Annotated in this window: 15 protein-coding genes; 13 read left to right on the forward strand and 2 right to left on the reverse strand. The window is 57.7% G+C overall.

What is annotated here, in order from left to right:
- Positions 1-24 precede the first annotated feature (24 nt).
- The 13 genes from urtE to ureG all read left to right on the forward strand — a co-directional run bounded on the left by urtE (position 25) and on the right by ureG (position 9,943).
- Complete coding sequence (gene urtE / locus ASF69_RS02180) at positions 25-720, forward strand: urea ABC transporter ATP-binding subunit UrtE (protein ID WP_062584875.1); 696 nt, start codon at positions 25-27, stop codon at positions 718-720.
- A 242-nt stretch (positions 721-962) separates the two neighbouring features.
- Positions 963-2,186, forward strand: a complete 1,224-nt coding sequence (locus ASF69_RS02185) for a polyhydroxybutyrate depolymerase (RefSeq protein WP_062584876.1) — start codon at positions 963-965, stop codon at positions 2,184-2,186.
- Positions 2,138-2,944 (forward strand): urease accessory protein UreD, encoded by an 807-nt coding sequence (locus tag ASF69_RS02190; RefSeq protein WP_200939029.1) that lies wholly within the window; start codon positions 2,138-2,140, stop codon positions 2,942-2,944. Before ASF69_RS02185 ends, ASF69_RS02190 begins: the two co-directional genes overlap by 49 nt.
- Positions 2,945-2,963: 19 nt before the next feature.
- On the forward strand, positions 2,964-3,266 hold the full coding sequence (locus ASF69_RS02195; RefSeq protein ID WP_062584880.1) for an urease subunit gamma: 303 nt from the start codon (positions 2,964-2,966) through the stop codon (positions 3,264-3,266).
- A gap of 9 nt (positions 3,267-3,275) precedes the next feature.
- Positions 3,276-3,533 carry a DUF1272 domain-containing protein gene (locus ASF69_RS22665; protein WP_082469597.1) on the forward strand — a complete coding sequence of 86 codons (258 nt, stop codon included), beginning with the start codon at positions 3,276-3,278 and terminating at the stop codon, positions 3,531-3,533.
- A 16-nt stretch (positions 3,534-3,549) separates the two neighbouring features.
- Complete coding sequence (locus ASF69_RS02200; RefSeq protein ID WP_062585597.1) at positions 3,550-3,855, forward strand: urease subunit beta; 306 nt, start codon at positions 3,550-3,552, stop codon at positions 3,853-3,855.
- The gene (locus ASF69_RS02205; protein ID WP_062584881.1) at positions 3,855-4,292 is read left to right on the forward strand and encodes a lysozyme inhibitor LprI family protein; all 438 of its coding nucleotides are present in this window, start codon (positions 3,855-3,857) and stop codon (positions 4,290-4,292) included. The genes ASF69_RS02200 and ASF69_RS02205 overlap by 1 nt, the downstream gene beginning before the upstream one ends.
- A gap of 46 nt (positions 4,293-4,338) precedes the next feature.
- Entirely contained in the window at positions 4,339-6,048 is a 1,710-nt protein-coding gene (ureC, locus tag ASF69_RS02210; protein ID WP_062585599.1) for an urease subunit alpha, read from the forward strand.
- A 221-nt stretch (positions 6,049-6,269) separates the two neighbouring features.
- Entirely contained in the window at positions 6,270-6,806 is a 537-nt protein-coding gene (locus ASF69_RS02215) for a peroxiredoxin (RefSeq protein ID WP_062584883.1), read from the forward strand.
- A 388-nt stretch (positions 6,807-7,194) separates the two neighbouring features.
- The gene (locus ASF69_RS02220; protein ID WP_162238059.1) at positions 7,195-7,986 is read left to right on the forward strand and encodes a GGDEF domain-containing protein; all 792 of its coding nucleotides are present in this window, start codon (positions 7,195-7,197) and stop codon (positions 7,984-7,986) included.
- 107 nt (positions 7,987-8,093) lie between these two features.
- Positions 8,094-8,573: an urease accessory protein UreE gene (gene ureE, locus ASF69_RS02225; RefSeq protein WP_062584899.1), complete on the forward strand. Its 480-nt coding sequence runs from the start codon at positions 8,094-8,096 to the stop codon at positions 8,571-8,573.
- A 51-nt stretch (positions 8,574-8,624) separates the two neighbouring features.
- Positions 8,625-9,248: an urease accessory protein UreF gene (locus ASF69_RS02230; protein ID WP_156461981.1), complete on the forward strand. Its 624-nt coding sequence runs from the start codon at positions 8,625-8,627 to the stop codon at positions 9,246-9,248.
- An 83-nt stretch (positions 9,249-9,331) separates the two neighbouring features.
- Positions 9,332-9,943 (forward strand): urease accessory protein UreG, encoded by a 612-nt coding sequence (gene ureG / locus ASF69_RS02235; protein WP_062584902.1) that lies wholly within the window; start codon positions 9,332-9,334, stop codon positions 9,941-9,943.
- A 40-nt stretch (positions 9,944-9,983) separates the two neighbouring features.
- Here the strand turns inward: ureG and ASF69_RS02240 are convergent, their stop codons facing one another.
- Positions 9,984-10,655, reverse strand: a complete 672-nt coding sequence (locus ASF69_RS02240; RefSeq protein WP_062584904.1) for a Crp/Fnr family transcriptional regulator — start codon at positions 10,653-10,655, stop codon at positions 9,984-9,986.
- A 341-nt stretch (positions 10,656-10,996) separates the two neighbouring features.
- Positions 10,997-14,326 carry an efflux RND transporter permease subunit gene (locus ASF69_RS02245; protein WP_062584906.1) on the reverse strand — a complete coding sequence of 1,110 codons (3,330 nt, stop codon included), beginning with the start codon at positions 14,324-14,326 and terminating at the stop codon, positions 10,997-10,999.
- Between the last annotated feature and the right edge of the window lie 13 nt (positions 14,327-14,339).

Raw genomic sequence — 14,339 nt, forward strand, 5'->3', positions numbered from 1 at the left:
AACGTCATCAAACAGGATTGCATCATGCTGAGCGTCGAGAACATCAATCTTCACTATGGGGCAGCGCAGGCGCTGCGCGGGATTTCCCTCAATGCGCAGATGGGCAAGATCACCTGCGTCCTTGGTCGCAATGGCGTGGGAAAAAGCTCGCTCTTGCGCGCCGTCACCGGCCAGCATCCACTGAGCAGCGGCACGATTACCTTCGGTGGCGAACCCTTGAACGGACTTGCGCCCTACCAGCGGGCCAAGCGCGGCGTGGGTTACGTGCCGCAGGGCCGGGAGATCTTTCCGCTCTTGACCGTGCAGGAAAACCTGCAGGCAGGCTACGCGCCGCTGCCACGCAAGGACAGGTTCATTCCAGACGATATTTTCAGCCTGTTCCCGGTGCTGCAATCCATGCTGTCGCGCCGGGGCGGAGACCTTTCGGGTGGGCAGCAGCAGCAGCTGGCGATTGGCCGCGCGCTGGTGACGCGCCCCCAGATCCTCGTCCTGGACGAACCGACGGAAGGCATCCAGCCATCGATCATCAAGGACATCGGAAGGGCGATCAAATATCTGCGGGACTCCACCGGCATGGCGATCCTTCTGGTGGAGCAATATCTGGATTTCTGCCGCGAGCTTGCCGATTACGTCTATATCATGGACCGTGGCGAGATCGTTCACGAGGGCGTGGCGGAAACGCTGGATATGCCCGAAGCCCGCCGTCATCTGACGGTCTGAGAGGCGAGTATCCTGTTCACGAATGGAGAAAAGCTTCGCAAAATTGTGAAAGCCATGCAGCTCTGCATGGCTTTTATGCGCAATTTTAGCGTTTCATTGATTAAAAGCCTGTGTTATTGGCACGAAACTGCAACATGCAAGACACAATGGCGAGGCCATCTGCATGTCGCTCCCGTCGATCCCTTACATTCCACGAATTTTCCGGCATACTGTCGGGGTACTGTGCCAATAAAGGCGTGCCGATGAATTTTACGACTGTAGCTGGCCGGCTTGCCCGGTTTGTCCGTCCCGCTCGCACTCTTATTGCGGGCTTTGCCATTCTTACGGCCACGAGTGCCGCCGCGCTGGCGTCAACCTGCGGACAGACAATCGAACCGGGTAGACACGCGTTTTCGCTGGTCTCTGAAGGCAATCAACGCAGCGGCGTGTATTTTGTTCCGTCTTCCTATGACGGTCAGAAGAAAATGCCTGTCGTTTTCGATTTCCACGGCAGCAACAGCAACCCGAATGGCCAGTTGGACCGCAGCGGCTGGGACAAGGTGGGCGAGCGCGAGGGCGTCGTCGTCGTTGCGCTGCAAGGTAGCCTCAAGGGCGAGTTGCCCGGCACGAATGCATGGAATGTTCCCGGCGTGACCAAGCGTGACGGTGGTCTGAACGAGCCTGCCTTTATCCGTGACGCCGTCAGCATGGTCAAATCCACATTGTGTGTGGACGAGGCCCGCTTCTACGGCTCCGGTTATTCCGGCGGCGGGCGTATGCTGTCACAATATCTGTGCAACGGCACCAATGACTTTGCGGCTGCCGGTTTTGTGGCATCGCTGCGCGCCGGCCTTCCCATGGAAGACGCCGGAAAATGGGCGCCGGATGCAAAAAGCTGCACACCTGCAAAGCCACTTTCCATCGTCGCCTTTGCCGGGTTGAAAGATCCCGCCAACCCCTATCAGGGCGGCGGCAAGCCCTATTGGCAGTATGGCGGTGAGACCGCCTTGAAGCGCTGGGCCGAGATCGACGGCTGCAAGGGCGCGGTCAAGAGCAAGTCCACCGATACCTTCACCTTCAATTCCTATGATGTCTGCAAGAGTGGCGCCCGCATCCATTCCTACGTCATCGATGCCTGGGACCATGCCTGGCCGCGCGCCGCCATGAAGGCCGAGGTTGTCGCCTCTGCCGCGGCGATCATTCGCAAGCCATCCAGCGATGCAGCAGGCAAGGTCCAGCAGGCCGTCGAGCGCAAGATGCCTGCGACCGATACGGTCCAGCGGCTTGATGCGGCGGAAAGAATGTGGGAGTTCTTCCAGAATACGGAAGGGCAGATGGTTGTCGACGCAACTGCGAAGACGGATTGCTCCGTGAAGGCGGTTCCCGCTTCCGCATCCGCCAAAGCTTCGGAGACGACGTGCAGCCAGACCAGCAAAGCATCCCACAACCCCGCCCGCAGCGCGCCCGAGGCAGCGGACGCATTGTAACCAAAGCGGTGCTTGGCCGCAGCCGTCTGGAACAATTGTTTCAGGAAGGCTGCGCCAAGATCAGGCTTCCCGATACGTTTTCCAATGAGATGGAAGCCATTCTCATCAACTCGTCCGGCGGCTTGACCGGCGGCGATGAGCTGGAATGGCAGGCCGATGCAGGCGAGGGAACATCCCTCGTGGTGACCACCCAGGCCTGCGAGAAGATTTACAAGGCAGCAGCCGGTACAGCCGCCGTCACAGCGCGCGTATCTGCGGCCCCCGCTGCCAAGCTTCACTGGCTACCGCAGGAAACCATCCTTTTTGATCGCGCGTCGCTTACCCGCTCACTTGAAGCGGATATTGATGCATCCGCCGAATTCATCGCAGTGGAAGCGGTTCTGCTCGGCCGTCAGGCCATGGGCGAGGCGATGCATGAGGGGCTGTTTCGCGATCGCTGGCGCATTCGCCATGGCGGCAAGCTGGTTCACGCCGAAGAACTGCGGCTGGAGGGAAACATCGGTGAATTGACTAGGTCGGAGCCCGTCCTGTCCGGTCAGGTCGCTTTCGCAACGCTTCTTTATATCGGCCCCCTGGCGGAGGCACTTATGCCTAAAATCCGGGCTATTGCCGGGTTTTCCGGCGGTGCCAGCGCGTGGCAGGGAAAGCTTGTCATAAGGCTGTCTGCGCCGGACGGATTCACCATGAGAAAAATGCTGTTTCCCATCATTTCGCTCTTGCGAAATGGCGCGCCAGTGCCGAAAGTCTGGAATCTCTGATGATTGAAACGGGACCACAATGAACCTCACCCCCAGAGAAAAAGACAAGCTTCTGATTTCCATGGCAGCCATGGTGGCGCGTCGGCGTCTGGAGCGTGGCGTCAAGCTGAACTATCCCGAAGCCATTGCTCTCATTACCGATTTCGTGGTTGAGGGCGCACGCGACGGTCGCGCTGTGTCAGAACTGATGGAGGCGGGAGCCCACGTCATCAGCCGTGATCAGGTCATGGAGGGCATTGCCGAGATGATCCACGACGTGCAGGTCGAGGCGACGTTCCCTGATGGAACGAAGCTGGTGACCGTTCACGAACCCATCCGCTAGGAGCGCGCCATGGCACTTGAACTTCGCCCCAATTGCGAATGCTGCGACAGGGACCTTGCGCCTGATAGCCTCGATGCAATGATGTGTTCTTTCGAATGCACGTTTTGCAGCGACTGCACGACCACTATTCTCAATGGAAAGTGCCCGAACTGCGGCGGAGAACTGGTGCGACGCCCCATTCGCCCGGCGGCCAAACTGGTTAACAATCCGGCTTCCACGAAGCGGGTTCTGAAGGCCGATGGCTGCGCATCCATCAAAGCGGCGTGACGATAAGGAAAAGACCATGATCCCAGGTGAAGTCATTGCCGCAGAAGGTGAGATCGAGCTGAATGCCGGTCAGCCAACGATCACCATTGAAGTTGCCAATAGCGGCGACAGGCCTGTTCAGGTTGGCAGCCATTACCACTTTGCCGAAACCAATGCGGGCCTGATCTTCGAGCGCGCCAAGGCGCACGGAATGCGCCTTGATATTCCGGCAGGAACCGCGGTTCGCTTCGAACCCGGCCAGAAACGCGAAGTGACTTTGGTGCCGCTTTCGGGCAAGCGGGAAGTCTACGGCTTCCGCAAGCTCGTGATGGGTAAGTTGTGATGATGACGGCCAAGCATCTGCGTCATGTTTTTTCCGCTCTTTTTGTCTTCTGTGCGGCCACTTCCTTTTCGCTCGCCGGCCGTGACGCTGTCGCTCAGGAAGAGCCCAATTGTGCCGAACCTTCGACGCAGAGGGGCATGAACGCATGTGCTGCCCTCGATTATGAAAAGGCCGACAAGGAGTTGAATGTTGCCTACCAGCAGCTTCGCAAGAAGATGAGCGAGTGGGACAAGTCCGCCGATGCCGCGAGCAAGGGTGCCGTCGACGCACTTGTGGCAGCACAACGCGCATGGGTCGCGTTCCGCGATGCCAATTGTGATGTTGCGGGCTTTCAGGCGCGGGGCGGCTCGATGGAGCCGATGCTCGTCTCCTCCTGCCTTGCCGATATGAGCACAAAACGCGCCGAAGAACTTCGCACGCTTTCGGACGGTTTCTGACGCGACCGCCCATTCTTTTCTCCGCCCTCCAGGGAGCCTGATGCCGATGCCTTACAAGATTTCCCGTGCGTCCTATGCCAGCATGTTTGGCCCCACCGTGGGCGACAAGGTGCGGCTTGCCGATACCGAGCTCTTTATCGAGATTGAGAAGGATTTCACGACCTATGGCGAGGAGGTCAAGTTCGGTGGCGGCAAGGTCATTCGCGATGGCATGGGGCAAAGCCAGGCAACGCGGGGGGAAGGTGCTGTCGATACCGTCATCACCAACGTCGTCATTGTCGATCATAGCGGTATCTACAAAGCCGATGTCGGTTTGAAGGATGGACGCATTCACGCCATCGGCAAGGCTGGAAACCCGGATACGCAGCCGGGCGTGACCATTATCGTTGGCCCCTCGACGGAGGCGATTGCCGGTGAAGGCAAGATCCTGACGGCGGGCGGGATGGATGCCCATATCCATTTCATCTGCCCGCAGCAGATCGAAGAAGCCTTGATGAGCGGCGTGACCACAATGCTTGGCGGCGGCTCCGGTCCTGCCCATGGCACGCTGGCCACCACCTGCACGGGCGCCTGGCACATTGAAAGAATGATTGAAAGCTTCGATGCTTTCCCGATGAACCTTGCCCTGGCAGGCAAGGGCAATGCATCACTGCCGGCGCCTCTGGAAGAAATGATCCTTGCGGGCGCATCCTCCTTGAAGCTTCATGAGGATTGGGGCACGACGCCGGCCGCCATAGACAATTGCCTGTCTGTTGCCGATGCGTTTGACGTGCAGGTGATGATCCACACCGATACGCTGAATGAAAGCGGCTTCGTGGAAGATACGGTTGCGGCCATCAATGGTCGCACCATCCACGCCTTTCATACGGAAGGGGCAGGCGGTGGCCACGCGCCTGATATCATCAAGATTTGCGGAAACCCCAACGTCATTCCCTCATCGACCAATCCAACGCGGCCCTACACCATAAATACGCTGGCGGAACATCTGGACATGCTGATGGTCTGCCATCACCTGTCGCCGTCCATCCCGGAAGACATCGCCTTTGCGGAAAGCCGCATCCGCAAGGAAACGATTGCTGCAGAAGATATCCTGCACGATATCGGCGCATTCTCGATCATCTCCTCCGACAGCCAGGCCATGGGCCGTGTGGGTGAGGTGGCGATCCGCACCTGGCAGACGGCAGACAAGATGAAGCGCCAGCGCGGTCGTCTTAAGGACGAAAAGGGCGAGAACGACAATTTCCGTGTTCGCCGCTACATCGCCAAATACACCATCAACCCCGCTATTGCTCACGGCGTTTCGCATGAAATCGGCTCCATAGAAGTCGGCAAGCGCGCCGATCTGGTGCTCTGGAACCCCGCCTTTTTTGGCGTGAAGCCGGAGATGGTGCTTTTGGGCGGCTCCATCGCTGCCGCACCGATGGGCGATCCGAACGCTTCGATCCCGACGCCGCAGCCGATGCATTACCGCCCTATGTTTGCCGCTTACGGCAAGCTGCGCACCAATTCCTCTGTCACCTTCGTGTCGCAGGCATCGCTGGATGGCGGGTTGGCGCAACGGCTTGGCGTTGCAAAGAAGCTGGTGGCGGTGCGCAATGTGCGCGGTGGCATTTCCAAGGCATCGATGATCCACAACTCGCTGACGCCACACATCGATGTCGACCCTGAGACCTATGAGGTGCGGGCCGATGGGGAGCTTTTGACCTGCGAACCGGCAACGGTGCTGCCCATGGCGCAGAGATATTTCCTGTTCTAGGCCATTCCCTCATGGTCAGGGACGGTGCGGAAATCCGCTAGGTCCGGAGAATGTGAAGAATCGCGCAATTCTCCGGGCTTCGGAGCGTTGCCGCCTGTGCATGACTGCCCTGCAGGCATATGTTTTTGCTGCACTGCAAACGAAATTGCGGTATCGCAAGCCCAGTTTCAGGCGTGACCTGTTCCCAAGCCCTTCACGCCGCATTTGTACAGGAGAAACCCATGCTCGGTAAAAAAGTGCCTGCCGTTACCTTCCGCACGCGCGTCCGCGACGAAGCCGTTGGCGGACCCAATCCCTATCGCTGGCAGGACATGACCTCCGACGACTATTTCAAGGGCAAGAAGGTCATTCTGTTTTCGCTTCCCGGCGCCTTCACGCCGACATGCTCGACCTATCAGTTGCCGGATTTCGAAAGATTGTCGCCTGAGTTCCGCGCTATGGGCATCGACGAGATTTATTGCCTCTCCGTCAACGATGCCTTTGTGATGAATGCCTGGGCCAAGGGTCAGTCGCTGGAGAACGTCAAGGTCATTCCCGATGGCTCGGGTGAATTCACCCGCAAGATGGGAATGCTGGTGGCCAAGGATAATCTTGGCTTCGGTATGCGCTCCTGGCGCTATGCCGCCATCATCAATGATGGCGTCGTCGAGCAGTGGTTCGAGGAAGAAGGCTATTCCGACAATTGCGAAAGCGACCCTTACGAGGTGTCTTCGCCACAGAACATTCTGGAGAATCTCAAGGCGAAGATTGCAGCCTGATCCTTCAAAAGCCCGGCATGGTCCGGGCTTTTTTTGTGCTTCCGACCCTCTTTTTTAGAGGGTTTCGTTAATATTTCTGCCCGGTTTCTGCCGCCCAGGACGCTGTGCGAGTAAGGCGCAGCGATTGTAACCCATGATTATATAAGCGGATAATGTCGTTTACTCTGTCCCTTGCGCCGCAGGGGCTGCGAATTCCGCCTTTCCTACGTAAGGTTTTAATCAACAAAATTTTATTGGTTGTCCTTATGCACAAATATACTCGTAATATCTCGCTTTTTATCTGTTTCGTTTACCTTCGGCCAATCTCTCATCTTTATCGATTTATCTCACGCAAGGGTTCGATGTGATGACGGAACGTTTAAGAAAATTTATTTCGCTGGAAATGAGTTTGACTGACCCGGGCGAAGGGCAGAGTCTCCGCACCTTCGCAACGAAGATGATCTTCATATCGATCATCCTTACCCTGATCGTCAGTTGCGTTGCGAATGCGGTCGCCGCCTATTATGGGCTTCTGCCTTTGCCTCTTCTTCAGGCTCTCATCCACAGCGTTTTCATGGCTTGGGTCATCGGAAGCATTGTCACCGGTATTCTCTGTTCAGTCATCGGCAACGCGATTCGAAAGCTGCACGAATCGCACGCCGAATTCGAGCGTCTGAGCCGGACGGATACGCTTTCGGGTCTGGCAAACCGCCGCGCCTTCAACCAGTCCTTTGACGATGTCGAAACAGACGCTTCCCTCGCCATCTTCGATCTGGACCGCTTCAAGAGCATCAACGACAATTACGGCCATGCGGCAGGCGATATCGTCATCAAGAAGGCAGCTGCGGCCATAGCCGATGTTTTCGGTGAGTTTCATTGTGTCGCCCGGCTGGGTGGGGAAGAGTTTGCGGTTATCGTGCGCGGTGGCGCCCGCAAGGACCGTCTGACCCTCATCGAACTGGCGCGAATTCGTGTGTCCTGCATGACCATCAACTTCGAAGGCACGCAGGTGCAGACGACCGTCTCTGTCGGCGTTGCGGATATAGAGCCATCGCGGTCCAAGCACGATACGTTTGCAGCCGCCGACAAGGCCCTGTATTTCGCCAAGTCTTCAGGCAGAAATTGCATTCGCCATGAGATGGATATGTCTGCTGCGCAATCGGTCGAAAAGCTGCAATCGGCGCTGCTGGCGGCTTCCTGAGGTCTTGGGCCGGCACCAGAGGAATTGACTGCAATTTCATGAGGGTGGCTTGCAATCCGGGGAGCGATCCGTCAGGTTTTGCAAAGTCACAATTGTCTGGAAATATCATGTTGCGCGTTCAATCCTATCTTCCCGCCGGTACGCCAGCGGACGAGCCCTCCGGTTATGTCACTCTCGCCCATGATCAACGGCATCTGCGCCGCAAGCTGCTGCATCTTCAGAATGATGAAATGGTCATGCTTGACCTGAAAGAGGCGGTATTGTTTGCTCATGGCGATCTTCTCGTCGTGGAAAATGGCGACCTCGTTGAGGTGCGCGCCGCCTCCGAGAAGCTGTTCGAAATCAAGGCTAACTCCACGCTTCATCTCATCGAACTGGCATGGCATCTGGGCAACCGGCATCTGTCGGCGCAGATAGAGGAGGGGCGCATCCTTATCCTGCGCGACCACGTCATCCGCTCCATGCTGGAGGGGTTGGGCGCTACCGTCAAAGAGGTGGAGGAGCCTTTTCAGCCGGCACGCGGTGCCTACCACGCCCATGGCGGTCACGGGCATGGACATGATCACCACGGCCATGGACACGGTTGATCGGTGACGCTCCCCCGCAGCATCGATCCCTTGCTCCGGTTGCTTGCCTGGATGTCTCCCGCTTTTCCGGTGGGGGCTTTTTCCTATTCAGGAGGGCTGGAAACGGCGGTGAGTGATCGCCGTGTCTCTTCAGCAACTGATCTCATGGCATGGATTTCCATGCTGTTGCAGCGTGGAACGCTTTGGAACGACGCCGTTCTATTGTCCTGCGCATGGCAGTGCCACGGGGATCAGGAGGAACTTTCGGAAATGACGGCGCTTGCCCGGGCATTGGCGGGCTCCGCTGAGCGATACCGCGAAACGGTGCTGATGGGCGACGCCTTTGTCGATGCCGCCAGCGCCTGGCCGCATTCTATCTTGGAGCGATTCGGTAAAGCCACGCCCTATCCGGTGGCGGTGGGGGCGATTGCTGCAGCACATGGTGTGGGGCGTGACGGGATATTGCTTGCCTATCTGCATTCGGCTGTCTCGCAATTGATTTCTGCTGGCATTCGCCTTGGCGTCGCGGGTCAGAGGGACGGGGTCGCAATGCTTGCGCAGCTTGAGATAACCCTGTCGGATGTCGCGGCGCGAGCGGCGATCTCAACACTCGATGACCTCGGCTCCGCAAGCATTCTTGCGGATACGGCATCGATGCGGCATGAAATACAGGAAACCAGGCTTTTCCGATCCTAGGCATTGGAAACCAGCGCGTCTGTTACCAAAAAACCGTTATAACGGCAAAATGGTATAAAAATATCATTTGGAAGGAAAATGGAATGAAATCGGGAAATGGACCGTTGCGCGTCGGAATTGGTGGGCCGGTCGGCTCCGGCAAGACCGCTTTGACTGAGAAATTGTGCAAGGCGATGCGCGCGGATTATTCGGTCGCTGTCGTGACCAATGACATTTACACCAAGGAAGACGCCGAGGCACTCGTGCGAATGCAGGCGCTGCCTTCGGACCGTATTGTCGGCGTGGAAACGGGTGGCTGCCCGCATACTGCAATCCGAGAAGATGCGACAATCAATCTTCAGGCGATTGCCGGACTGAACGAAAGATTTCCGGACCTCGATGTCGTCTTCATCGAGTCCGGCGGCGATAATCTCGCGGCCACATTTTCACCTGACCTCGCCGACCTGACGATCTATGTCATCTCCGTCTGCCAGGGTGAAGAGATTCCACGCAAGGGCGGCCCCGGTATCACGCGGTCTGATCTTCTTGTTATCAACAAGCGGGATCTCGCCCCCTATGTGGGCGCCGATCTCGATGTGATGGAAGCAGACGCAACGCGGATGCGACAGCAAATGCCATTCGTCTTTACGGATATGAAGCGCGGCGATGGCGTCGATGGTATCGTCAGCTTCCTGAAGCAGCAGGGTGGGCTGTAAGGCGACAGGTGGAGCTTCAAATGGCTCCACCCACCGTCAATCAAAAGTGCCTGAGTGCGCTCACATCATTGACCTGAATGATCCGGCCCCTCACGATCACGCCAGCATCCCGCAGGCTGGAAAAGGCACGCGACAGGGCTTCTGGTGCCAGTCCCAGTTTGCCGGCGAGAACGCTTTTCTGGAAAGGCAGCCGGAGCGAGTAGGAGTTGGCGTCAGCTGGGCCCTGGGCAATCAGGTAATTGGCCACGCGTTGCGGCGCGGTCTGTAGCCGATCATTGGCCAGGCAGTCCATTGTCGTTCTCAGACTGTTGGACATGGAGTGCAGAACAGCCTTCACGATTTTGGGCTCTTCCTCGATCATGGACCTGACCCGCTCCAGATCGAACCGGGCGAGGGTACAGCTGTCAGCCGCCTGTGCATTGTGCTGATATTTGTCTGCGCCGAAAATCAGACACTCGTTGAATGCCTCGCCAGGGCCGCAAATGCGGACGTCCGCCTCACGGCCATCGCGGCTGAGGCGGTAGAGTCTGACATAGCCGTTGAGAACGCAGAACAGATATTGTGCGGTTTCGCCCTGGCGAAAGAGTATCTGCCGGGCGGGGACAGTGACGATGGTCGCCGCCTCCATGAATTTTGCGGTGACCGCTTCATCGCCAGCGCCGATGAAGGGTGCCTGAACGAGTGTGCTTCTTTCCCTGTTTCTGAGTGTCATTGCCTTGTTCACGTCTGTCGCGCTCCCGAAACTTTCAGACGCCAGACGAGCCTCAAGCTTTGCATTTTTCCAAAACGCGTGGCCTGGAGGGCGTGTCTTTTGTCCGAAGACGTTTTTCCCATGACGCAGAGAATAGCACCTTCTGCCTAGACGGACTTGATTTCGATCAATCGGCTGAAAGAAATGCTCGTCGGCTAAGGTAACATGGATGAGTTGTGAAACGGCAAGCGCCACATCTTTCTGTAGATACGTCGTAGCGCCGTTCGCTTCGTGCTGAAGCCTATCCACAAAAGCAAAACGCCGGGCGAGACCCGGCGTTTCTGATCAGCAGTCTTCAGGCCCTATTCGGCAGCCAGCGGCGGAAGCCGAAGGACGTTGCCGGTGCCGCTTCCATCCTTAGTCCCGCCGCCGCCATTTTTCTGCTCGACCTTGGTCAGACGCTCATCCATCTCTGAAAGTGCGGCCTTGTTGTCCCGCGCCAGATCCGAGAGTTCTTCCTTCGAGAGAACCGGGGACTCTTCCTCCTTCTTGCCGATGAAGCGACCGAAGATGTGGGCGAGGAGTTGCGACAGATCATCCATGATGAGGAAGAATGCAGGCACGACGATCAGCGAGAGCACCGTCGACACGATGATACCGCCGATGACCGCGATTGCCATGGGCGCGCGGAATGATCCGCCTTCGCCCACGCCCAGCGCCGATGGCAACATGCCGGCAGACATGGCGATCGATGTCATGATGATCGGTCGGGCACGCTTGCGCCCGGCTTCCACCATGGCATGAACCCGCTCCAGCCCGTGACGACGCATCTCTATGGCGAAATCGACCAGCAGAATTGCGTTCTTCGTTACAATACCCATCAGCATCAGGATGCCGATGAGAACGGGCATGGACAGCGCATTTTGCGTGATGATGAGCGCAACCGCCACGCCACCGATGGCCAGCGGCAGGGAGAAGAGAATGGTGAAGGGCTGGATCACATCCTTGAACAGCAGAATGAGAACGACCAGCACCAGAAGCAGACCGAGCAACATGGCATTGGTAAAGCCGCGCTGCATCTCTCCCTGCACCTTGGCGTCGCCGCTTTCGGCGAGGCGAACGCTTGACGGCAATTGTGTTTCCGCCACGATGCGTCTGAACTCGGCGGAAGAGGTATCCAGCGCCGTGCCAAAGGGCACATCGGAGCCGATGGACACCACGCGATTGCGGTCGTTGCGCTTGATGGAGCTTGGACCTTCGGAATAGTCGATATCGGCGACGCTATAGAGCGGGACGGTCGCGCCTGACGCTGTCTTGATCTTCAGCGCACGAATGGCCGCAAGATCACGCCGCACGTCGAGGGATGCCTGAACGCGGATCGGTATCTGGCGATCATCCAGGGAGATTTTCGTCAGAAGCGCATCGATATCGCCGATGGTTGCCACGCGTACAGTCTGCGAAATCTGCTGTGGCGTGATGCCGAGGCGGGCGATTTCGTCCTTGCGCGGACGAATTTGCAGTTCAGGCCGGGGAAGAGCACCCTCGGAGCTGACATTGGCAAGGATGGGAGACGCACGCAGACGCGATTCCAGAATGCCGACGGCCTTTTGCAGGTCTTCTTCATTGCTGGACAGGAAGTTGAAGCTCAGTTCGCGCTCGGCACGGTCGTTGAGCTTGATGATGCGTACATCCGGGATCTTGTTGACGTTTGCGAAGATGTCCCGCTCGACATCCCATTGCGGACTTGTTCTGCCGGTGTCCTCGACCTTGGGCAGATGGGGGCCGATGAGCGGTATCGAGCCCAGGCCATCATTGACGAGCGTTTTCAGCAATGAGTGATCGATATGCTGGAGAATGACGCGCACGGTTGCCCGGCGCAGTTCCAGATCACCCTTTGGCGATGCGCCGCCGAGAATGAAGACACTTTCGACGCCGTTGATATCGCGGATGGCCTGATGGATCTTCGATGTCGTCCCGTCTGTCTCTTCCAGCGTGGCATTCGGCGGAAGCTCTACCGACAGAACAACGCGCGAGGCATCGTCGGGCGGCAGGAAGCTGCCGGGAACGCCGCTCAAGAGAATGATGGACCCGACAAGAAAGCCGATGGCGCCGAGCAGGGTAAGATAACGCGCCCACCATTTGCTGGTGGTGGCGGTTACCATGCGCGTATAGGATTTCATCAGCCAGCCATCATTGTCCTGATGGTCATCGACCGCATCATCCGAGCGCATCAGGTAGGCCGCCATCAATGGCGTGATAAGGCGCGCCACCATCAGCGAGAAGAACACCGAGAAGGCGACGGTCAATCCGAACTGGATGAAGTACTGGCCGGGAATGCCGGGCATGAAGGAAACCGGCACAAAGACAGCGATGATGGTAAAGCTGGTTGCGATGACAGCAAGACCGATTTCGTCGGCGGCCTCAAGCGATGCCCGGTAGGGCGATTTGCCCATTTTGATGTGGCGCGAGATATTCTCGACCTCCACAATGGCATCATCCACCAGAATACCCGTTGCGAGCGTGAGCGCCAGAAAGCTGACGAGGTTGAGCGAGAAGCCCAGCACATCCATGACCCAGAATGTCGGAATGGCCGACAGGGGCAAGGCGATGGCGGCAATCAGGGTTGCTCGCCAGTTGCGCAGGAAAAGCAAGACGACGATGACCGCAAGAATGGAGCCCTCGACAAGCGTATGAAGCGCCGCCTCATAGTTTCCATAGGTGAAATAAACGGCATCATCGACCATTTCGATCGACACATTGGGATGCTCGGCGCGAACCTTGTCCAGGTTCTGCGCGACTGTTTCCGCAACGGAAACCTCGCTTGCACCCTTTGAGCGGAAGACGGCGAAGGTGACGCCGGGATTGCCGTTGAACCGCGAGAAGGATTTCGGCTCCTCATAGGTATCGGTGACGGTGCCAAGTTCCGACAGCTTGACGAAGCGACCGCCGGACAAAGCAATCGTCGTATTGGAAAGCTGGGTGACATCACGCGTATCGCCCAGCGTGCGGATTGTCTGCTCATTGCCCGCAACCTGGCCGCGGCCCGATCCGAGATCCACATTTGTGCCGCGCAATTGCTGGTTAACTTCGGCTGCCGAGATGCCATAGGCATCCAGCTTGGCGGGATTGAGCGACACGCGCACTTCGCGGTCCGCTCCGCCATAGCGATCTATCTTGCCAACGCCCGACTGACCCTGAAGCGCCCGCTTGATCGTGTCATCCACGAACCATGAGAGTTCTTCGAGCGTCATGTTGGGGGAGGAAACGGCAAAGGTCTGGATCGCCTGTCCCTCCACATCGATCTTGCTGACGACAGGCTCTTCGATATCCGAAGGCAATTCGCTGCGGATCTTGTCGATGGCGTCCTTGGTGTCCTGAACGGCTTCTTCGGTGGGCTTTTCGATGCGGAACAGGACTGTCGTCAGCGACTGGCCGTCCGTGACGGTGGACTGTATTTCGTCGATACCGCTGATCGAGGCGACCGCGTCCTCGATTTCCTTGGTGACCTGCGCTTCAAGTTCGGAAGGAGAGGCGCCGCTCTGGGTAACGGTGATTGCCACCACCGGCACGTCGATGTTGGGAAAACGGGTGATCGGCAAATCGTAAAATGCCTTGATGCCCAGAAACAACAGCAGGGCAAAGCACAGCAATGGCGCAATCGGATTGCGTATGGACCAGGCCGAGAAATTCATCGTTCTTCCTCAG

It is taken from the genome of Rhizobium sp. Leaf311, assembly GCF_001423445.1.
In the GTDB taxonomy this organism is placed as follows: domain Bacteria; phylum Pseudomonadota; class Alphaproteobacteria; order Rhizobiales; family Rhizobiaceae; genus Agrobacterium.

Excerpts from the sequence above, each read along its gene's own strand:
- urtE (WP_062584875.1), top strand. The coding sequence starts at position 25 with ATGCTGAGCGTCGAGAACATCAATCTTCACTATGGGGCAGCGCAGGCG.
- ASF69_RS02185 (WP_062584876.1), top strand. The coding sequence starts at position 963 with ATGAATTTTACGACTGTAGCTGGCCGGCTTGCCCGGTTTGTCCGTCCC.
- ASF69_RS02195 (WP_062584880.1), top strand. The coding sequence starts at position 2,964 with ATGAACCTCACCCCCAGAGAAAAAGACAAGCTTCTGATTTCCATGGCA.
- ASF69_RS22665 (WP_082469597.1), top strand. The coding sequence starts at position 3,276 with ATGGCACTTGAACTTCGCCCCAATTGCGAATGCTGCGACAGGGACCTT.
- ASF69_RS02200 (WP_062585597.1), top strand. The coding sequence starts at position 3,550 with ATGATCCCAGGTGAAGTCATTGCCGCAGAAGGTGAGATCGAGCTGAAT.
- ASF69_RS02205 (WP_062584881.1), top strand. The coding sequence starts at position 3,855 with ATGATGACGGCCAAGCATCTGCGTCATGTTTTTTCCGCTCTTTTTGTC.
- ureC (WP_062585599.1), top strand. The coding sequence starts at position 4,339 with ATGCCTTACAAGATTTCCCGTGCGTCCTATGCCAGCATGTTTGGCCCC.
- ASF69_RS02215 (WP_062584883.1), top strand. The coding sequence starts at position 6,270 with ATGCTCGGTAAAAAAGTGCCTGCCGTTACCTTCCGCACGCGCGTCCGC.
- ureE (WP_062584899.1), top strand. The coding sequence starts at position 8,094 with ATGTTGCGCGTTCAATCCTATCTTCCCGCCGGTACGCCAGCGGACGAG.
- ASF69_RS02230 (WP_156461981.1), top strand. The coding sequence starts at position 8,625 with ATGTCTCCCGCTTTTCCGGTGGGGGCTTTTTCCTATTCAGGAGGGCTG.
- ureG (WP_062584902.1), top strand. The coding sequence starts at position 9,332 with ATGAAATCGGGAAATGGACCGTTGCGCGTCGGAATTGGTGGGCCGGTC.
- ASF69_RS02240 (WP_062584904.1), bottom strand. The coding sequence starts at position 10,655 with ATGACACTCAGAAACAGGGAAAGAAGCACACTCGTTCAGGCACCCTTC.
- ASF69_RS02245 (WP_062584906.1), bottom strand. The coding sequence starts at position 14,326 with ATGAATTTCTCGGCCTGGTCCATACGCAATCCGATTGCGCCATTGCTG.